This is a genomic window from Streptomyces sp. NPDC021224 (genome assembly GCF_044332905.1).
Taxonomy (GTDB): Bacteria; Actinomycetota; Actinomycetes; order Streptomycetales; family Streptomycetaceae; genus Actinacidiphila.
This window is the reverse complement of the sequence record NZ_JBIRPW010000020.1, coordinates 24,410-44,252: the sequence shown is the minus strand read 5'-3', so window position 1 is coordinate 44,252 and position 19,843 is coordinate 24,410. Positions and strand designations below refer to the sequence as shown.

Here is a 19,843-nt window from a genome sequence, read left to right as displayed (position 1 = left end):
GGGAGGGTCTCCCGGCCACGGCGGGCCCGGTCGGCCGCGGGTGTCAGCCCGCCAGGGCGGGCGCCTTGGCGGCCTCGGCCGCGGGCGCGGCGGCTTCGGCCGTGCGGGCGGCGCGGCGGGGGAGGGCCGTCATGAGAACGGCGACCACGACGAGCGCGCCGACCATCCAGAGCATCGCGTGCTCGAACGCGCGCACCGGGGTCGAGCCGGTGAAGGCGAGCGAGACCAGCGCGAGGCCGAAGGCGTTGCCCAGCTGGTTGGTGGTGTTGATCAGGCCGGAGGCCGAGCCCGCGTGCTCCTGCGGTACATCGGACAGCACCGCGTCCGTCAGCGGCGAGAAGATCATGCCCATGCCCAGGCCCATCACGACCAGCGGCAGGGCCATCTGCCACGAGTGGACGGAGTGCCCGTACCGGGCGGCCGTCCCAATGTAGAGCAGGGCGCCGACGGCGGTGACCAGCGCCCCGGCCTGGAGCACCAGGCGGCCGAAGCGCGGCACCAGCAGCTGGACCGACATACCGGCCGAGGCCGAGCACGCCACGGTGAACGGCAGTCCGGTGAGCCCGGCGTGCAGCGGGGACCAGCCGAGGGCGATCTGCATGTACAGCGTCCAGACCAGGAAGAAGATGCCGCACGCGGCGCCGAAGACGAGCTGGACGCCGATGCCCGCGGCGAAGCTGCGCGCCCGGAACAGCACCAGTTCGACCAGCGGCGAACCGTCCCTGGCGGCCTTGGCCCGCTCGTAGCGGACGAACACCGCGAGGACGGCGAGCCCGCCGGCCATCACCGCGTACCCCCACAGCGGCCAGCCGTTCTCCCGGCCCTGGACCAGCGGGTACATCAGCAGCAGCAGTCCCGCGGTGGCCAGGGCCACGCCGACCAGGTCGAGCCGGAGCGCCTGCGGGGCCTTCGACTCGTCGATGAAGCGGCGGCCGAGGAGCAGTCCGGCGATCCCGAAGGGCAGGTTGATCAGGAAGATCGGCCGCCACTCCAGCCCGAGGATGTTCCACTGCGTCAGCAGCGCGCCGAGCAGCGGGCCCGTCACGGCCGCCAGTCCGATGATCGCGCCGAACATGCCGAAGACCTTGCCGCGTTCCTCACCGGAGAAGGTCGCGTGGATGATCGACAGCACCTGGGGCACCATCAGCGCGGCCGTCACGCCCTGCAGCATGCGGGTCGCCACCAGCATCTCGGGGTTGGCGGCCAGCCCGCACAGCAGCGACGCCACCGTGAAGCCCGCGGTGCCGAGGAGGAACACCCGCTTGCGGCCGTAGATGTCGCCCAGCCGCCCGCCGGTGATCAGGCCGACCGCGAACGCCAGGGCGTAACCGGCGGTGATCCACTGCACCGCGCTGAAGCCGGCGCCGGTGTCGCGCTGGATGCTGGGGACGGCGATGTTGACGATGGTCGCGTCGACCAGATCCATGAAACTCGCCGTCATCACCACGGCGAGGGCGATCCAGCGCCTGCGCTCGGTATTCATTCCTGGGCTCCTGCCTGCCTCGTTCGCTGACAGGCCCTACGCTATGAGCCATGTAGGACAGACATTGTCCTACATGGCGCGGACTCTGGAAATCATGATGGACACCCCGGCACGACTGCTGAATCTGCTCTCCTTGCTGCAGACCCCGAGAGAATGGTCCGGTACCGAACTGGCCGAACGGCTCGCGGTGACCACCCGCACCGTCCGGCGGGACGTCGACCGGCTGCGTGAGCTGGGCTACCCCGTCGAGGCCACGATGGGCTCGGCCGGTGGCTACCGCCTGGTCGCGGGCAAGGCGCTGCCGCCGCTGCTGCTGGACGACGAGGAGGCCGTCGCCATCGCCGTCGGCCTGCGCGCGGCGGCGGGCGGCGCGGTGGACGGCATCGAGGAGGCGTCACTGCGTGCGCTGACCAAGCTGGAGCAGGTGCTGCCGTCGCGGCTGCGGCACCGGGTGGGCGCGCTGGGCTCGGCGGTCGTGACGATGACGGGCGGCGGCCCGCGCGTCGAGCCGTCCGCGCTGACCGTCCTGGCCGGGGCGATCGCCAACCACGAGACCGTCCGCTTCGCCTACCGCGCGGGCGACGGCGCCGAGTCCCGCCGGCACGTCGAACCGCAGCGGCTGGTCGCCAGCGCCCGGCGCTGGTACCTGGTGGCCTGGGACCTGGCGCGCGACGACTGGCGCATCTTCCGGGCCGACCGGCTCACCGACGTCACCGCGACCGGCGCCCGCGCGGCGCACCGGGTGCTTCCGGCCGCCGACGCGGCGGAGTTCGTCGAGTCCAAGCTGCGCAACCTGTGGCCCACGGCCCCGGCCGTGGTGGACGTGGACGCGCCCGCCGACGTCCTGCGGGCGCGGCTCGGGCAGGCGCCGGGCGAGGTCGTCGCGCTCCCCGACGGCACGTCACGCTGGCAGGTGGACGCCGACCGGGTCGACTGGATGGCGGTTCGCCTGCTGATGCTGAACCTGCCCTTCCACGTCCAGTCGCCACCGGCCCTGATCGAGCGCCTGCGCGTCTTCGGCGACCGGGCGCGCGAGGCGACGTCGTGACGCCCGGCCGCGGCGGTGGGCCCGGCGCGGTGACGGCGGTTCAGGCGGCGAGGTCGCCCTGGGCGATGACCTTCTCGATCCGCACCCGGACCAGCGTCTCGCCGGGGACGCCGTTGCGGGCGCCGAACTCCTCGGCCCGGTCCGCGCCCATGTAGCGGCCGGCGATCAGGCCCGCCCAGCGGCGCAGCTCGTCCGGCTCCTCGGAGAGGGTGGCCACGCCCTCGACGAGCACGAAGGAGAACGGCGGCTGCTCGTCGTCCACGCACACCATCACCCGCGGGTCGCGGGCGAGCGTGCGGCCCTTGACCGTGTCGCGGCCGGTGGTGAGGACCAGTTCGTCGCCGTCCAGCAGGAACCAGACCGGCGCCACGTGCGGACGGCCGTCGGCGCGGGTGGTGGCGAGCTTGGCGGTGCGGGTGCCGTGGGCGAGGAAGGCGCGCCACTGCGGCTCGGTCATCTGCGGCATGGCCCCATCATGGCTGGTCCGGCCCGTTCGGGTGCGGTTCGCGGGGCGGCGTGTCGGCGACGGCGGGCGGGCCGTTGGAAAGGCCGGGGGAAGATCGTGACGGTGGCTGGAGGTGCCGATGGGCGAGGTCCGGATGCTCACATGGAGCGTCGAGGAGACCGGTGGGGTCGAGACGTCGTGGGTCGAGTGGGAGGAAGGGGCGCTGCGGGGCAGGGGCCGGGCGGTCGGGGTGCGGCCGGAGCCGTACTGGGTGGAGTACGCCCTGGAGACCGACGAGCGGTACGCCACCCGGCGGCTGACCGTCACCGCCGAGGACTCCTCCGGCGCCCGGCGGCTGGAGCTGCGGCAGCAGGGCGGCAGCTGGACGGCGGACGGCCGCCCGCTGCCGGAGCTGGCGGGCGCCCTCGACTGCGACCTGGGCATGTCCCCGCTGACGAACACCATGCCGGTGCTGCGGCACGGCCTGCACCGCGGCGGGGCGCACGACTTCCTGGTGGCCTTCGTGTCCGTGCCCGGCCTCGCGGTGCGGGCGGCCCGGCAGAGCTACACCCACCTGGGCCGCACGGACGGCGGCGGGCGGGTGCGGTACGCCTCCGGGGACTACCGCAGCGACCTGGAGTTCGACCGGGACGGGCTGGTCGTGGTCTATCCGGGGATGGCCCGCCGGGTGCCGTGACACGCCCGCGGCCGGTACGTCCCCGTCCGTCCGGCGGGCCGATCGCCGCCGGATAGCTGCTCGATAGTCGGCCTCGGTTCACTCGTGATCGTGAACGCGAGGCGGCCCGCCCGCCTCGGGGGAAGCGGGAGCGAGGTGGACGATGACAGCAGCGGTGGGCACGGACCGCGACTTCAGCGGTGCCCTTCTGGTGCCGGGCAGCCCGCAGTACGAGGCGGCCCGGCAGGTGTGGAACGGCATGATCGACCGCCGTCCCGCGGCCGTCGCCCGGTGCCGGGACGCCGCGGACGTGAGCGCGGCCCTGCGGTACGCCGACCGGGCCGGGCTCGCGGTGACCGTGCGCGGCGGCGGCCACAACGTGGCGGGGACCGCCGTCGCCGACGGCGCCCTGATGATCGACCTGTCGCCGATGAACGACGTGGTGGTCGACCCGGCGGCGGCCCTCGTCCGGGCCGGCGGCGGCTGCCTGCTGCGGGACGTGGACCGGGCGACGACCCGGTACGGGCTGGCGTGCCCGGCCGGGGTGGTCTCCCACACCGGCCTGGGCGGGCTGGCGCTCGGCGGCGGCTACGGCTGGCTGGCCCGCACCTGGGGGCTGACGTGCGACCACCTGGTGGCCGCCGAGGTCGTGCTCGCGGACGGCACCGTGGTCGAGGCCGACGACGACAGCCACCCGGAGCTGCTGTGGGCGCTGCGCGGCGGCGGCGGCAACTTCGGTGTCGTCACCCGCTTCACCCTGGCGCTGCGGCCGGTCGGGCCGGTGTACTTCCGGCGCGCGGTCTACGAGCTGTCCGAGGCCGTCCCGGTGCTCGCCGCCTACCAGGCGTTCGCCGAGCAGCAGTCCGACGACGTCCACGCGGTGGGCTCGATCCACCATGTGACCGCGAACGACTGGGTGCCCGCGGCGCTGGCCGGCCGGCCCGCGCTCTTCCTGTCCGTCGCCTGCTTCGGCGACCCGGCCGAGGGGCCGGAGTCCACCGACGGGCTGTTCGAGGCGGTGGAGCCGGTCGCCGGGACGGTGGGCCTGCTCGACTACCGCACCCTCCAGTCGCTCGGCGACACCTCCGAGCCGCACGGCAACCGCTACTACACCAAGTCCGGCTACCTGACCGAGGTGTCCGGCGCCGCGGCCGAACTGGCCCTGGCCGGGGCGGACATGTGCTCGCAGGCCTCCTCGGTCGACTTCGAGTTCCTGCGCGGCGCCATCGCCCGCCCCTCCGGCGCCGAGCGCTCCGCCTTCCCCAACCGGGAGGCCCCCTACATCTGCACCGCCTCCGCGCAGTGGACCGACCCGGCCCAGGACGCGCCGAACGCCGCCTGGGCCCGCCGCACCCTGGACCGGCTGGTCCCCTGGAACCACGGCGGGGTGTACGTCAACTACCTCCAGGACGCCGAGTCCTCCGACGCCGGGGTCTCCCGGGTGGTCGGTGCCTACGGCGCGCCCCGTTACCGGCGGCTGGCCGAGGCCAAGAGCCGCTACGACCCGGGGAACCGCTTCCGCTCCAACCAGAACGTCCGGCCTTCGCGGTGACGCGACGGGAGAAGGAGAGAGCAGCATGCTGACGAACCTGCACGGACAACCCCCCACCGGCCCGGCGGCGCCGGGCACCGCCAAGGCCCCGGGCACCTGGCGCGGCGCCCCCGACGACTTCCTCGCCTCGCTGCGTTCCCCCTGGTACCGCCTGATCACCGATCTGGAGGACCTGGTGCTGCGGGCGACGGTGGAGTACGCGCACGGCCGCGGGCTGCGCGCGATGTACCTGCCCATGACCACCAGGACCATCACCTGCCCGACCGGCCTGGGCAGCGACTCCGAGCCGGTGCCCGTGACCGTCGGCGGGGTGGACACCTACCTGCCCGACTCCCTCCAGTTCCTGCTGGAGTACGGCTGCCGGCTCGCACCGGAGGGCTGCTACGCCGTCATGCCGTCCTTCCGCGGCGAGCAGCCCGACGCCACGCACCTGAACCAGTTCGTGCACAGCGAGGCGGAGATCCCCGGCGGCCTGGACGACCTGATCGAGTACGTCGAGGGGTACGTCCGCCATCTGGCCGGCGCGTTCCTCGGCACCTACGGCGACCGGCTCCAGGAGTGGACCGGCGACGTCTCCCACCTGGAGCGGATGGCCGCGCACCGCACCCCCTTCGCGCGGCTCACCTTCGACGAGGCCGCCCGCCTGCTGCGGCACGACGAGGGGACGGTCCGGGACGAGGGGGAGTGGCGGGTGCTCACCAAGAAGGGCGAGCGGCTGCTGATGGACCGGGTCGACGAGTTCGTCTGGGTCACGCACTTCGACCACCTCTCGAACCCCTTCTACCAGGCCTTCGCCGACGGCACCGAGCGCTCCGCGAACAACGCCGACCTGCTGTTCGGCATGGGCGAGGTGGTCGGCTCCGGCGAACGCCACACCGGGAGCGCCGACATCCGCAAGGCGCTCGCCGTGCACGGCGTGCCGGAGGGCGACTACGCCTGGTACGTGCGCATGAAGGAGGAGTTCCCGCTGCGGACCTCCGGGTTCGGCATGGGCGTGGAGCGGTTCTTGATGTGGGCGCTCGGCCACGACGACATCCGGGACATCCCGCTGATCTCCCGGGTGGCCGAGGAGAAGAAGTGGCCCAGCAGCGTCTACCGCCCGTGACCCGAGGAGCCGAGACATGCCGAAGTTGCTGTTCGCCAACCCCAACAGCCGCGCGATGGTGGCGCGGCCGGAGGACATACCGCCGGACGTGCGGCCGTTCTACGACGTCATCGGCGACCGCCTGCTGTGGACGCTGGGCCGCGGGGACGTGGCCGTCGTCCCCGGCCCGGTCAACAAGGACTTCCTGGCCTACCTGGCCGGCACCCTGGGCCTGCTGCCCGAGGAGTTCACCGTCCTGAGCCTGCGCGACTACGGCGGGACCGGCTGGTACCCGGGCGACCGCCCCGAACTGGCCGCGGAACTGCGGTCGGTCGTCGAACGCAGCGGGCTCGGCCCGGACCGCTGGACGGTCGGCTGCTACCTGCACGACCGCGACATCGCCGGATGGCAGCGGGCGCTGGGGCTGGACCCCGGCCCGGCCGAGGTGTTCGCGCAGAACATGGTCGAACTGGTCAACACCAAGTCCGTCTTCCGCGCCATGGCCGTGGCCGCCGGGGTGCCGGTGCCCGAGGGCCTGGTCGTCGATCCCGGCCCCGAACTCGTGGACGCGGTCGCGGACCTGCTGCCCCGTACCGGTTCCGTCATCGTCAAGCAGGACCAGAACTCCGGCGGCGACGGCAACGTCCTGGTCACCACCGACCCCGACGTGGTGGGGCTCGGCGCCTACCGGGTGCTGCGCCTGGACGGTCCCGGACGGGAGGCCGTGCGGGCGGCGCTCGACGGCATCGGGCTGGCCGGCGCCCCGGCCCTGCCCCGCTACACCTGCGCCGCCCGGATCGTCGTCGAGGTCTACCACCCGCACGCCAGGACGCTGTCCTCGGAGGTGTACGTGCCCGCGTACACCGCCCCGGTGCTGCTCAACTACGGCCATATGCGCATGGAACCGGTGTGGAAGGGCTACGTCTTCCCGCCGCAGGACCTGCCGGGCCCGCTGCACGCGGCGCTGTGCGCGGACAGCCAGCAGATCGCCCTGCTGGCCCAGCGGCTCGGCTACCAGGGGCTGATGAACATCGACGCGGTCGTGGACCCGGCCGGGCGCATGCTCTTCACCGAGTTCAACGGGCGGGCCGGGGGCGCCACCAACATCGACGTGATGGCCCGCCGGCTGGTCGGCGAGGACTACCTGCGCTCGCACGTCGTCATGTCGCACAACGCGCTGCCCGCCCGCAGCCTGGCCGTCCTGCTCGACCACCTGGCGGAGCAGGACCTGCTCTTCGCACCCGAGCGGCGCAGCGGCGTGGTCGTGGCCACCGACAGCTCGGCGACGACCGGGACCGTGGAGATCGTCTCCTTCGGCACCGACCGGCGCCAGGCCGAGGAACTGGAGACGCGCGTCGAGGACTACCTGCGCGGCGCCGCCGCCGCGTGAGGGGCCCGAGAGAAGGGCGGCGGCCGTCACCGTGCGGCCGCCGCCCCTGCACCGCAGCAAGCCACAACGGCACAGCACGGCACCACCGCACCGGCACCACCCGGCATCACGCACCAGGAGAGTGGACATGCAGATAGGAATCCTCGGTTGGGACCGGGAGGAGACGGAGTCGGTCGGACTGCTGGAGGCCGGCACCCGGCGGGGCCATGACGTCACACTGTTCACGCTCGACGACATCGTGCTGGCCCACACCGCGACGGGGCCGCAGGCGTACGTGCAGGGCGGTCCCGCCGCGCGCTTCGACGTGGTGATGTCACGGGCCGAGCTGCGCTCCGCGAGCTTCCGCGCCGACCACGAGCGGTACGCGCTGCTCTGCGAGACCCCGGGAATCACCGTGATCGACCCGGCGGCCACCTACGTTGCCACCGAGCACAAGCTGCAGAGCATGGCGCGGCTGGGCGCGGCCGGGCTGCCGATCGCGCCGACCCGTTCCTGCGCGAGCCGCGCGGACGTCGCCGAGGCGCTCGCGCAGTGGGGCCCGGTCGTCCTCAAACCGACCTTCGGGTACGGCGGGACCGACGTGGAGCGGGTGTACGGCCTGGAGTCCGACGGCGGCACCGTCGACCGGCTGCTGGCCGACCACGGTGTGCTGATGTGCCAGCCCTACCTCCCGCACCCCGAGGGCGACGTCCGGATCACCCTGGTCGGCGACGAGGCGGTCCTCAACTGCCGCCGTGTCCCGCCCGGCGGGGACCGCTGGCGGGCCAACGTCATGCAGGGCGCGCGCTCGGTGGACTTCGATGCGCCCGAGGAGATGCTGGAGGTCGCCCGGCGCGCCGCGCGGGTGATGGGGCTGACCGTCGCGGCGCTGGACTTCCTCCCCGCCCCCGGCGGCGACGGCTTCCTGATCATCGAGATCAACAACACCCCCGGCTGGTACTTCGTGCCGCAAGAGCGGCAGGAGCGGATCGCGGAGTCCGTCTACCGGCTGGTGGAGGCCCGGATGCGCGGGACTTCGACGCACGAGGACCCGATGCGCGACGTCCTGACGCCCGCCGAGCACGTGCGCGCGGACCGGGCGCGGCTGGAGGCGGGCTCGCTCCATGGCTGAGACGACGAGCGGCACGGCCCGCGGCGCGCGGGAGACGGCGCAGGCGGGTCAGGCGGCGGACGCCCTGGACGCCGTGGACGCTCCTGACGCCGTGGACGGTCCCGGGCCCCGTCCGGGCCGGTGGGCGCGGCGCCGGCAGGATCTGAAGGAACTGCCCCGCGCGGTCAAACTGGCCCTCGGCTCGGTGTTCGTGATGAACGCCGCGACCTACGTGGCCTTCCCCCTGCTGGCGGTCAAGCTCAGCACGGTCGACCACGCCACGACCGCGCAGACCGGCGTCGCCCTGACCGTCTTCCTGCTGGCCGCCCGGCTGATCCCGGTGCTGGCGGGGCCGCTGGCGGACCGTTACGACCCCCGGCTGGTCATGGGGTCCGGAGCGGTGGCCCGCGGGGTCGGCTTCATCGGGCTCGGGCTGTGCGACGGGCAGGGCCTGCTGCTGGTGGCGGCGTTCCTCGCCGGGGCCGGGGCGATCTACGAGGCCCCGGCCAGCGCGCTGCTGGCCGCCCAGCCCGAACCGATCAGGTCGCGGGCCTTCGTTCTGGAGAACGCGCTGCTCAACGCCGGTGTCATCGGCGGTCCCGCGCTGGCCGCCGCGCTGCTGGTGATGGGGACGCGGGCGCCCTTCGTGGCCAGCGGGGTGCTGTTCGTCCTCATGGTCGGGGTGGTCCGGCAGATGGGCGCCCCGGACGGCGCGGCCGTCGGCGGCGGGGCGGGCGCGGACGGCGGCCCCGGCGAACCGGAGCACAGCGTGCTCGGGCACGTCAAGGCGGTGCTCCGCAACCGCGCCTTCGTGGCCTTCTGGGTGCTGATGCTGCCGTGGTGGTTCCTCTTCACCCAGCTCGGCGTGGCCGTCCCGCTGCGCTCGGAGGCGCTCGCGGGCACCGGCTGGATCAGCGTGCTCTACCTCGGCAACGGTGTCACCGGCATGGTCGGCATCGGCTTCGTGAAGGCGCTGAGCGACCGGCTGGGCGCCCGTGCGATGCCCGCGTTCGGCTATCTGATGGTCGCGCTCGGCTTCGGCTCGGCGATGTTCAGCCGGTCCCCGTGGTGGCTGCTCGGCTGTGTCGTCGTCTACACCGTCGGGGAGACGGCGATCCTCTTCTCGACCCAGCTGATCCTCGCCTCCTTCGCCCACGGCTCCACCCGCGCCAGCTACTTCGGCATCTACGCCGGCTCCTGGGCGCTGGGCGGCACCTTCGGGAACTTCTTCGGCAGCCGGGTGGCCTCGGACCCGCTCAGCAGCACGCCGTGGCTGGTCTTCGGCGGCGTCGGGCTGGCGGCCGCGGCCGTCTCCGCGCTCACCTTCACCCGCCAACCCGCGCGGGCCGGCACCTGACCGTTCGCCAACCCGCCCCCGAGGACAGGAGGGACCCGTCATGGACGGCGGGAACCGCACGTTCGACTCGCTGATGTCCGCGCTGGACTCGTCCGCCGCGGACTACCGGGTGATCGACCACGCGGCGGAGGGCCGCACCGACCGGGCCAGCGCGCTGCGCGGCCACCAACTGGCCCAGGCCGCCAAGTGCATGGTGGTGCAGGTCCGCGGCAGGGGGCGGCCGGGGCCGATGGTGCTGGCCGTCGTGCCGGGGGACCGGCGGGTGGACTTCCGCAAGGTACGGCGGCTGTTCGGCGGCGCGGACGCGTCGCTGGCCGAACGGTCGGAGGCCGAGCGCGTCACCGGCTGCGTCAGCGGGTGCGTCATCCCGTTCTCCTTCGACGGCAGCCTCGACGTGGTGGTCGATCCCGAACTGCTGGTGCACGAGGAGATCTTCTTCAACGCGGCCCGGCTGGACCGGTCGATCGCGCTGGGCACCGCGCACTACCTGGCGCTGAGCCGGCCGCGGGTCGAGCCGATCGCGAAGTAGCCGCCGTCCGGCCGTCCCCGCAGCGGGGGCGGCCGGTCAGCGTTCCGGGGCGGCGGGCGCCTCCGCGCCCCCTGCCCGGTGGCGGGAGCGGAAGGCCCTGGCCTTCGTCCGGTTGCCGCACTCGGCCATCTGGCACCACGTGCCCGACCGGTTCTTGGAGTGGTCGTAGAAGGCCCAGCGGCAGTCGTCGGCCGGGCACACCTTCAGCCGCTGCCAGCTGCCGTCGGCCGCGCAGCGGCCCACGACGGCCAGCAGCCCGCCCAGCGCCGCGCCGACCGGCGTGCCGCCCCGTGAGGCGATGTCCTGGGAGCCGTCCGGCAGGAAGCTCAGCCGGACCGCCGCGTCGGCCGCGAGATCGTCCAGGACGCGCGCCGCCGCGGGCTCCATCGGCTGCCCGGAGTGGGTGGCCGCGAGCGCCCGCAGCGACTCGCGGACCTCGACGGCCCGGCGGCGCGCCTCGTCCCCGACGGGTTCGCCCGCGGCGATCAGGCCGCGCTCGCGCAGCCAGTCGCGCAGCCCGTCGGCGGTCTCCAGCGCGTCGGTGGCCAGCTCCAGGTCCCAGGTGTTGATGAACTCCCGCACCGTCTCCAGCGCGCCCGGTGCGTCCTGGCGCTTCACAGTGGGTCCGCCTTCCGTTGACTAACCGTCAAAACATTTAGTAGGTTACGCGGTGTCGGAGTGAGGAACAACCGGATCGAGGGATCGGCCGGCGACCCGGCCCGGGAAGAGGCATCGTGCACCGCCAGCCACGCGGCCCCGCGCAGCGCACCGGGAGGACGTCCTCGGTGGCGTCCCGCCGCCGCGGCGTGGTCGCGGCGGTCGTCGCCACCGCACTGTGGGGCGTCGGCGGCACCGTCGCCGGGGGACTGTTCGACCACGGCGCCGCCCCGCTGGAGGTCGTCGCCGTCCGCACCTGGGTCGCGCTCGCCGGACTGCTGCTGATCGCCGCGGTCCGCCGCCCCCGGCTGCGCCCCGGAGCCCGCGGACTGTGGCCGGTGACCGGGTTCGGCCTGGCCGTGGCGGGCTCCAACGCCGCGCTGTTCCTGGCGATCGACAAGCTGCCGGTCGCCGTCGCGCTGGTGCTCCAGAACCTCGCGCCCGCCTTCGTCCTCGGCCACCTGATGCTCTCCACCCGCACCGCACCGCGCCCGGCCACCCTCCTCGGACTGCTGGCCGCGCTGGCCGGAGTGGCCCTGGTGGTCGAGCTGCCGACGGCGGGACTGTCCGGCAGCAGCGCCCCGGGCATCGCGCTGGGGCTGCTCGCCGCCGCGGGCGTGGCGGCGTTCTCCGTGCTCGGCGGCCGGGCGGCGCGTCTGCACGGCGCGCTCGCCGCGAACACCGGCGCCTTCGTGGTGAGCGGTGCGATCTGGGCGCTGTGGCAGATCCCGCACGGTGCGCCGGCGCTGTTCCAGCAGCCCCGGCTGCTGGCCGGGAGCATCGGCATCGGCGTGCTCGGCACCTTCGCGCCCTTCCTGCTCTACAGCTGGGCCTCGGCGCGGCTCGGCCCGCAGGCCACCGCCGTCATCATTTCGCTGGAGCCGCTCTTCGGGGCACTGGCGGCCTGGGTCTGGCTGGGGCAGACGATCGGCCCGGTCCAGATCACCGGCGGTGTCGTCCTGCTGGCGGCCGTCGTCCACCTGCAGTCGTCCGGCCCGGTGCGCGGCGGCGCGCGGGCGCGAGCCCGCGGTGCCCCCGCACCGAACTCCCCGGCCGCCCTCCGGCCGCAGCACGGCGACCCCTCCGGCGCCCTCTCCCACGACCCCTCCGGCGACCCCTCGGGCGGCGCCGACCCCCTGGCCACTCTTCGCAGCGACGCGACGGGACCCTCGTGATGAATCTTCGATTACTCGGCCCGCTGGAAGTCCGGGCCGACGGTGTGGCGGTCCGGCTCGGCGGACCCCGGCAGCAGATCGTGCTGTCCGTCCTCGCCCTGGCCGCGAACCACGTCGTCCCCTGGGACCGGCTCATCGACGCCGTGTGGGACGACTCGCCGCCCTCCACCGCGAGGTCGCAGATCCACATCTGCATCTCCGCGCTGCGCCGCAGCCTGCCCGCGGGCGAGGCCGCGATCACCACCCGCCCGCCCGGCTACATGCTGACCCTGCCCGACGAGGCGCTGGACGCGCACACCTTCCAGCACCTGGTCGCCGACGCCCGCGCCGCGGTCCGCCGGGACGAACCCCGGCTGGCCGCCGACCGGTTGCGGGAGGCCCTCGCGCTGTGGCGCGGCCCCGCGCTCGCGGGCATCACCAGCCAGGTGGTCCGGGCCGGGGCCGCCGAGCTGGAGGAGGCCCGGCTGGCGGCGACCGAGGAGCGGCTCCGGCTCGACCTCCAGCTGGGCCGGCACCACGAGGTCACCAGCGAACTGGCCGCGCTGGCGGTCGAGCAGCCGTTCCGGGAGCGGATCCAGGAGCAGCTGATGCTGGCGCTCTACCGGTCGGGGCGCCAGGCCGAGGCGCTGGACTGCTACCGCAGGGTGCGGGCCCGGTTCGTCCGGGAGCTGGGCATCGAGCCCAGTCCGGAACTGCGCCGCCTGCACCACGACATGCTCGCCCGCGCCGCCCGGCTGGACCCGCCGCGGACCGCGCCGGAGCGCGCGGTGCCGCCCGGCCTCGCAGCTGTCGCCCCGGTGCCGCGCCAACTCCAGGCCGACCTGCCGGACTTCACCGGGCGCCGGGCGGAACTGGCCCGGATCCGCGACTTCCTGCTGGCCGGCCGCCGGGCGGACGCCGGCGACGACGGGGCGCCCGGCGCGGACGGCGGGTCCGCGGCGCGGACGGTGGCCGTCAGCGGGCAGCCCGGGGTCGGCAAGACCAGCCTCGCGGTGCACGCCGCCTACCAGGTCGCCGCCGCCTACCCCGACGGGCAGCTCTTCGCCGACATGGGCCGCTTCGCCGATCCGGCGCAGGGCGCCCACGAGGTGCGGGGCGGTTTCCTGCGGGCGCTGGGCGTGAGCGGGCAGCACATCCCCGACGACCCCGACGAGCGGGCCAAGCTCTACCGCACCCGGCTGGCGTCGGCCCGCGCGCTCATCGTGCTGGACAACGCCAACGAACGGCAGGTCGCCTGCCTGTCGCCGAGCGGCAGCGGCTGCGCGGTCATCACCACCAGCCGCCGGCGGGCCACCGGGCTGCCCGGCGCCTGCCAGGTGGACCTGGACGTGCTGGACCCCGCCCGGTCCGCGGAACTGCTCACCCTCATCATCGGCGCCCAGCGGGCCGCCGACGAACCCGAGCCGGTCCGGGACCTCGTCCGGCGCTGCGGCGGGCTGCCGCTGGCGCTGCGCATCGCCGGGGCCCGGCTGGCCGCCAAGCGGCACTGGCAGGTCGGCCACCTCGTCGAACGGCTCGACGACGAGCCGCAGATGCTGAGCGAGCTGGTGCACGGCAACCTCCAGGTCCGCGGCTGCCTGCGGGTCGCCTACGACGACCTCGCCCCGGACGCCCGGCAGCTCTTCCGCCGCCTCGCGATGCTGCACACCCCGGACTTCCCCGGCTGGGTGGCCGCCGCGCTGTGCCCGGGTGGCCTGCCGGACGCCGAGAACGTGCTGGAGGACCTGGTCGACGCGCGCCTGCTGGAGGCGTCCGGCGCCGCCCCCGCCCGGACCGCCCGCTACCGCTTCCACGGCCTGGTGCGGGCCTTCGCGCGGGAGCGGCTGCACGAGGAGGAGCCCGTCGAGGAGCAGCGCCCCGCGCTGGCCAGGGCCCTGGGCGGCTGGCTGTCGCTGGCCGGTGAGGCGCACCTGCGCGAGTACGGCGGCGACTACCTGACCCTGCACGGCCCGGCGCCCCGCGACCGGCTGCCGACCGCGGTGTACGAACGCCAGCTGGCCCGGCCCATGAGCTGGTTCGAGAGCGAGCGGCAGTCGCTGACCGCCGCCGTCCGGCAGGCCGCCGAGCACGACCTGCCCGAGCTGTGCTGGGACCTGGCGCTGAGCGCCACCACCTTGTTCAGGGCCCGCGGCTACACCGCCGACTGGCGCGAGACCGCGGGTACCGCCGCGGCCGCCGCCGCCCGGGCGGGCCTGCGGCGCGGCACCGCCGCCAGTCACTACTCGCTCGGCTGCCTCGACCTGAGCCAGGAGCACGCCGACAGCGCCAAGGCCCATCTGGACACCGCCCTCGGGCTGTTCACGGAGATCGGCGACGAGCACGGCACCGGGCTGACGCTGCGCGCGCTGGGCCAGTGGCACCAGCTGGCCGGTCACCCGGACGCCGCCCACCGCGACTGGTCGGCCGCGCTGGGCTCGCTGCGCCGGGCCGGCGACCGGATCGGCAAGGCGTACGTGCTGCACGACATCGCGGCGGCCCGGATGGCGGCCGGTCAGTACCAGCTCGCCCGCAAGCCGCTGGTGCGGGCGCTGAGCCTGTGCCGCCGCGCGGGCTCCTACCGGGCCGAGGCGCTGGTGCGCTGCCGGTTCGGCGAACTGCACCTGCACACCGGCCGGATCGAGGCCGCCGAGCGCAGCTTCCACTGGGCGCTGCGCATCGCCCGTGACGACCAGGACAGCGCCACCGAGGCCCGCGCGCTGTACGGGCTCGGCCTCGTCCGCCGCGGCCAGCACCGGTACGTGCGGGCCGCGACCGCGCTGGAGCAGGCGCTGCGGATCTCCCGGGTGGCCGGCGACCGGCTCCTGGAGGGCCGGGTGCTGCTCGCACTCGGCGCCGCACCCTCGGCGGAACCCGCGGCCGATGCCCGCCGGGCGGGTACGGGGGAGCCGCACGGCAGGCTGCGGCGGCCCCCCGCGCCGCCCTCGACCGCAGGGGAGCGACCATGCGTCCAGCCGGCCCTGTACGCCTGACCGCCGAGGAGACCGAGGACGCCTTCCACCTCCTCGACCCGGCCGCGGTGACGTACGAGGCGCTGACGGCCGCGGAGCGCGGCGGGGACGGCACGCCGCTGCTGCGGGTGCGCCCGGCGGCGGACGAACTGCTGCTGTCCGGCCGCCTGCTCAGCCCGGGTGTCGCCCTGCCCGCCTCCGGCGTCCTGCGGCTGTGGCGCGCCTGTCTGTGCGCGGCCGCCGCGCGCGCCCTGACGGTGCCGGGCGTGGTGACCGCGGGCCTGGTGGGTCCGGCCGCCGCGGACCGGGCGTATCCCGCGCTGCTCGGCAGGGCGCTGCCCGACCTCACGCATGTCGCCCTCTACGACGGCGGCGCCGTCCGCGCGCCCAGGGGCTCCGCGGCACGCGGCGCCGGGGCGGCGCAGACCCGGGCGGCGGACGTCCGCGAGGCGCTGTTCGGCGCCGACCTGGTGATCCTGACCTCGCACGGCGACACGGTGGCGTACGACTGGCTCTCGCGCGGCGCGGTGCTGGTCAACGCCACCGGGCGGCGGCTCGCCCGGACCCTCTACGAGCGGGCCGACCGGCTCGTGGTGGACGACGCGCGGCAGCGTCCGGCCCGGATGCCCGCCCCGGCCCTGGCGTGTCTCGGCGACGTGCTGTCCGGCCCCCTTCCCGTGCGCCGCCCGGCCGGTGAGACGGTCCTGGTGGACCTCTACGGCCTCGGCACCTACAACCGGTGGTTCACCGTCGAGCTGTGCAGGGCCGCGCTGGCCTGCGGACTGGGCCGCCCGCGCCGCGACTGAACCGCTGGTCCGCCCGGGGGAGCGGGCACCGTGACAGCCGTCCGATCGTCGGCGGATAGCGCACGGATAGCCCCTTTGCGTCGAATGGGGAGCGTCGCCGCGGCCGGGCAGCAGCCGTGCCGCCGGGCGTACACGCACGAGCCGTTCGGACCATCCGCACTCCTCACGGAGGTAATGACATGCTCATGACCGACGAGAAGAGCACGTCCGTGTTCCAGCCGGCCGGGACCGTCGAGGGACTGGAACACCTGCGCACCCTGGTCAACACCGCCATCGACATCCTGCGCGACGCGCACCCGGTGCGCTCGGGACCCGTGCTCCCCGGCGGCCCCGCGGCCGCCGCCGAGGCCGCCCGGCGCGCGCTCGCCGGGCCGCTGCTGCCGGACACGCCGCAGCCGGCACAGGACGTCTTCGGCGACCTCGTCACGGCCTACGCCCACTGGTCGGTGGACATCACCCACCCGGCCACGATGGCCCGCATGCAGTGCCCGCCGACCACCGTCGCCGTGGCCGCCGAACTCGTGACGGCGACCCTGAACCAGTCGCTGCACGCCTGGGAGAGCGGGCCCTTCGCGCTGGAGCTGGAGCGCTACGTGGTGCGGGAGCTGGCCGCGCTCGCCGGGTACGGCCCCGGGGCGGGCGGAACCCTCACCGCCGGGGGCAGCATCTCGAACCTGATGGCGGTGCTGGCCGCGCGCGACAACATCCTCGGCGACGCCGACGGGCGCACCCCGTTCGCCGGGGGCCTGACGGGCGGCGGACGGCGCCCCGTGGTGCTCTGCTCCGCGGCGACCCACTTCTCGATCGGCCGCGCGATGGGCATCACCGGCCTCGGCGAGGACGCCCTGCTGCCCGCCCCCGCCGACGCCGCCGGGCGGCTGATCCCCGCCGAACTGGACCGGACGCTGGCCGAACTGCCCGCCGACGTCGTACCGGTGGCGGTGATCGCGTGCGCGGGCTCCACCGACGAGGGCTGGACCGACCAGCTGCGGGTGCTCGCCGACATCGTCCACCGGCACGGGGTCTGGCTGCACGCGGACGCCGCGTACGGCGGCGGGGCGCTGCTGTCCCCCCGGCTGCGCGGCATGCTCGACGGCATCGCCGAGGCCGACTCGATCACCATGGACCTGCACAAGTTCGGCTGGACACCGGCCTCGACGGGCGTCTTCCTGGTCAAGGACGCCGCCTCGCTCACCCCGCTCGCCCAGCAGACGACCACCCTCAACGCCCTGGACGACAAGGAGGCCGGGTACTTCGGCCTCTACGGCAACTCCGTGCAGGCCACCCGCCGGGCCGACGCGCTCAAGGTCGCCGTCACCCTGCGCGCCCACGGCCGCGACGGCATGGCCCGCATGGTCGACCGCTGCCACGAGCTGGCGCTGCACGCGGCCGACCGGATCGCCGCCGAGCCGCGGCTGCAGCTCGCCGTCACCCCGCTGCTGAGCACGGTGCTCTTCCGCTACCTGCCGCAGGACGCGGAAGAGGGTGCTGCCGAGCGGGCCGACGTGCTCAACGGCGCCCTGCGCCGCCGCCTGATGGCCGACGGCACCGCGCTGCTGGCCCGTACCCGGGTGGCCGGGCCCGACGGCAGCCGGCCGGTCTTCCTCAAGCTCATGATGCTCAACCCGGCCACCACGCCCGGCGACGTGGACCGCGTGCTCGACGCCGTCGTGAACACCGCGCTCGCCCTCGACGGCGACGCCGGAGCGGCGGACCCTACGGCCGCCCCCGCGGCCACGGCGGAGGCGTGAGCGATGGCCCTCCCCCTCCGGCGCACCCGCCCGGACGGCCCCGGCAGCCCTGACCGCCCCGGCGGCACCGGCGCGACGGACGGCGCCACCATGACCGTGCCCGCCGCCCCCACGGCGGCGCCCGTACCCGTGGCGCGCATCACCGCCGTGCCGGACCAGGGCGTCCGCGACTCGATGCCGGCCCTGCGCGGGCTCTGCGCCCTGCCGCTGACCTTCCTCACCGGCAAGCCGCACACCGGTCAGAAGCCCCTCCACCTCACCCCCACCGCGCACCTGGTCAACGCCACGGTGTCGATGGCCGCGGGCCTGACCACGGGCGCCGCCGCCCTCACCCTGGGCAGCGGCTGGCTCGCGCTGCTGGTCCCGGGCTGGGCGATGACCCTGCACGGCATGCGCAACCTGCGGATGATGGTCTTCCACCAGTGCGCGCACCGGAACATGTGGGCGCGGCCCGGCCCCGACCGCCTCGTCGGCCGGGTGATCTGCGCCCTGCTGGTGATCCAGCACTTCACCGACTACAGCTCCGAGCACGTCGCCGACCACCACGCCCTGCACCACATGACACTGCGCGACCCCACGGTGCAGGCCTTCCTGGTGAGCCTGGAGCTGCGCCCCGGCATGACGCGGCGCCAGATGTGGCGCCGGGTGCTGGGGAAGCTGGTGTCGCCCCTCTTCCACCTGCGCTTCCTGCGCTCGCGGGGGCAGTCCTGGTACGGCTCGGCGGGCCCGGCGGAACGGGCGGTGGCCGCCCTGGCGCTGGCCGCCGTGGCGGCCGCGGCCTGGTGGCTGCACGGCTGGACCTTCCTGCTGGTCTGCTGGGTGCTGCCGCTCACCGTCTTCTACCAGGTGAGCAACACCCTGCGGCTGTGCGTGAAGCACACCTTCCCCGACCCCGCCGCGCCCGCCCGCCGGGGCAAGGACTACTTCGCGGGGCTGACCAACGCGATCTTCCTGGGCGAGCGGGCGCCCGCGCCCGGCCTGCGCGGAGCCGCCTTCCTCGCGGCCTGGACCCGCTGGTGGACCCGCATGCTGCTGGTGCACCTCCCCGCGCGCTACCTCGTGCTGACCGGGGACACCGTGTGCCACGACTTCCACCACCGGCACCCCATGAGCCGGGCCTGGGCCGACTACGTCTTCGAGCGCGCCGCCGACGACGCGGCCGGGCACCGCGGCTGGCCCGCGTACCGCGAGGTCTGGGGGCTCGGCCCGGCGATCAGCAGCGTCTTCGACTCGCTGGCGGCGGCCGACCCCGCCGAGTACGACGTCCGGCGGCTGTCCGAGCTGGACCGGCGCAAGCTCTACGCCGCCTTCGACGACTGACCGGCGCGCCCCTTCCCGTACCCGTCCCGCCCCGACCGCGTCCGCACGGCGCGTCCCCGACGAGGAGAACCCCGTGAACGCCCCGAACCCCGGAACCGCCCGCACCGTGATCCTCGGTGTCGCCGAGAGCGACGCGCACACCGTGGCCAACCGGCTCATCGAGATGCAGCTGCGCGAGCACGGGCTCGACGTCGTGAACCTCGGCGTCTGCACGCCGCTGGCCGACTTCGCCCGCGCCTACGCCGAGCACCCCGGCGCCGAGGCCGTCGTCATCGGCAGCGTCAACGGCCACGCCTTCGACGACCTGCGGGACCTGCCCCGGCTGCGGGCCGGGGGAGCGCTGCGCTGCCCGATCGTGGTGGGCGGCAACCTGTCCGTCGGCAGCCACAAGGACGAGGACGACGACGAGCGGCGGCTGCGCTCGCTGGGCGTGGACCACGTGCTGACCGACGCCACGCAGCTCCCGCTGCTGCTGGACGTCCTCGCCGCCGCCCGCCGCGGACCCCTGTCCCACTCCCGGTGAGGGGTGTCC

The 19,843-nt window shown here is 74.8% G+C and carries 17 protein-coding genes; 14 read left to right on the top strand and 3 right to left on the bottom strand.

Annotated features, from left to right (window positions below; all coding sequences use genetic code 11):
• Positions 1-43: 43 nt before the first annotated feature.
• Positions 44-1,483 (bottom strand): MFS transporter, encoded by a 1,440-nt coding sequence (locus ACH4PY_RS32665; protein WP_398191408.1) that lies wholly within the window; start codon positions 1,481-1,483, stop codon positions 44-46.
• 94 nt (positions 1,484-1,577) lie between these two features.
• Between ACH4PY_RS32665 and ACH4PY_RS32660 the strand changes: the two genes are divergently transcribed.
• The gene (locus ACH4PY_RS32660; protein WP_398191405.1) at positions 1,578-2,531 is read left to right on the top strand and encodes a helix-turn-helix transcriptional regulator; all 954 of its coding nucleotides are present in this window, start codon (positions 1,578-1,580) and stop codon (positions 2,529-2,531) included.
• 40 nt (positions 2,532-2,571) lie between these two features.
• Here the strand turns inward: ACH4PY_RS32660 and ACH4PY_RS32655 are convergent, their stop codons facing one another.
• Positions 2,572-2,997 carry a PPOX class F420-dependent oxidoreductase gene (locus ACH4PY_RS32655; RefSeq protein ID WP_398191403.1) on the bottom strand — a complete coding sequence of 142 codons (426 nt, stop codon included), beginning with the start codon at positions 2,995-2,997 and terminating at the stop codon, positions 2,572-2,574.
• A gap of 118 nt (positions 2,998-3,115) precedes the next feature.
• Here ACH4PY_RS32655 and ACH4PY_RS32650 point away from each other — a divergent pair, with 118 nt between their 5' ends.
• The 7 genes from ACH4PY_RS32650 to ACH4PY_RS32620 all read left to right on the top strand — a co-directional run bounded on the left by ACH4PY_RS32650 (position 3,116) and on the right by ACH4PY_RS32620 (position 10,654).
• On the top strand, positions 3,116-3,673 hold the full coding sequence (locus tag ACH4PY_RS32650) for a putative glycolipid-binding domain-containing protein (RefSeq protein ID WP_398191400.1): 558 nt from the start codon (positions 3,116-3,118) through the stop codon (positions 3,671-3,673).
• Between the two features lie 142 nt (positions 3,674-3,815).
• Complete coding sequence (locus ACH4PY_RS32645) at positions 3,816-5,204, top strand: FAD-binding oxidoreductase (RefSeq protein ID WP_398191397.1); 1,389 nt, start codon at positions 3,816-3,818, stop codon at positions 5,202-5,204.
• A 25-nt stretch (positions 5,205-5,229) separates the two neighbouring features.
• Complete coding sequence (locus ACH4PY_RS32640) at positions 5,230-6,309, top strand: amino acid--tRNA ligase-related protein (RefSeq protein ID WP_398191394.1); 1,080 nt, start codon at positions 5,230-5,232, stop codon at positions 6,307-6,309.
• A 16-nt stretch (positions 6,310-6,325) separates the two neighbouring features.
• A complete protein-coding gene (locus ACH4PY_RS32635; RefSeq protein ID WP_398191392.1) occupies positions 6,326-7,678 on the top strand; it encodes a peptide ligase PGM1-related protein in 1,353 nt (450 codons plus the stop codon).
• Positions 7,679-7,805: 127 nt separating this feature from the next.
• Positions 7,806-8,789 carry a RimK family alpha-L-glutamate ligase gene (locus tag ACH4PY_RS32630; RefSeq protein ID WP_398191389.1) on the top strand — a complete coding sequence of 328 codons (984 nt, stop codon included), beginning with the start codon at positions 7,806-7,808 and terminating at the stop codon, positions 8,787-8,789.
• Positions 8,782-10,125 carry an MFS transporter gene (locus ACH4PY_RS32625; protein ID WP_398191386.1) on the top strand — a complete coding sequence of 448 codons (1,344 nt, stop codon included), beginning with the start codon at positions 8,782-8,784 and terminating at the stop codon, positions 10,123-10,125. Before ACH4PY_RS32630 ends, ACH4PY_RS32625 begins: the two co-directional genes overlap by 8 nt.
• Before the next feature lie 40 nt (positions 10,126-10,165).
• Positions 10,166-10,654, top strand: coding sequence for a YbaK/EbsC family protein (locus ACH4PY_RS32620; protein ID WP_398191383.1), 489 nt, complete (start codon positions 10,166-10,168; stop codon positions 10,652-10,654).
• A gap of 36 nt (positions 10,655-10,690) precedes the next feature.
• Here ACH4PY_RS32620 and ACH4PY_RS32615 read toward each other — a convergent pair whose 3' ends face one another.
• Positions 10,691-11,272: a CGNR zinc finger domain-containing protein gene (locus tag ACH4PY_RS32615; RefSeq protein WP_398191380.1), complete on the bottom strand. Its 582-nt coding sequence runs from the start codon at positions 11,270-11,272 to the stop codon at positions 10,691-10,693.
• 116 nt (positions 11,273-11,388) lie between these two features.
• Between ACH4PY_RS32615 and ACH4PY_RS32610 the strand changes: the two genes are divergently transcribed.
• The 6 genes from ACH4PY_RS32610 (at position 11,389) to ACH4PY_RS32585 (ending at position 19,834) form a co-directional block, all read left to right on the top strand.
• Entirely contained in the window at positions 11,389-12,486 is a 1,098-nt protein-coding gene (locus ACH4PY_RS32610) for an EamA family transporter (RefSeq protein WP_398191377.1), read from the top strand.
• Positions 12,486-15,455: an AfsR/SARP family transcriptional regulator gene (locus ACH4PY_RS32605; protein ID WP_398191374.1), complete on the top strand. Its 2,970-nt coding sequence runs from the start codon at positions 12,486-12,488 to the stop codon at positions 15,453-15,455. Before ACH4PY_RS32610 ends, ACH4PY_RS32605 begins: the two co-directional genes overlap by 1 nt.
• Positions 15,428-16,240, top strand: coding sequence for a hypothetical protein (locus ACH4PY_RS32600; protein WP_398191371.1), 813 nt, complete (start codon positions 15,428-15,430; stop codon positions 16,238-16,240). The genes ACH4PY_RS32605 and ACH4PY_RS32600 overlap by 28 nt, the downstream gene beginning before the upstream one ends.
• Positions 16,241-16,425: 185 nt before the next feature.
• Positions 16,426-17,991 (top strand): pyridoxal phosphate-dependent decarboxylase family protein, encoded by a 1,566-nt coding sequence (locus ACH4PY_RS32595; protein ID WP_398191368.1) that lies wholly within the window; start codon positions 16,426-16,428, stop codon positions 17,989-17,991.
• Positions 17,992-17,994: 3 nt separating this feature from the next.
• On the top strand, positions 17,995-19,311 hold the full coding sequence (locus ACH4PY_RS32590) for a fatty acid desaturase (RefSeq protein WP_398191365.1): 1,317 nt from the start codon (positions 17,995-17,997) through the stop codon (positions 19,309-19,311).
• A 73-nt stretch (positions 19,312-19,384) separates the two neighbouring features.
• Positions 19,385-19,834: a cobalamin-dependent protein gene (locus ACH4PY_RS32585; RefSeq protein ID WP_398191361.1), complete on the top strand. Its 450-nt coding sequence runs from the start codon at positions 19,385-19,387 to the stop codon at positions 19,832-19,834.
• The last annotated feature ends 9 nt before the right edge of the window (positions 19,835-19,843 follow it).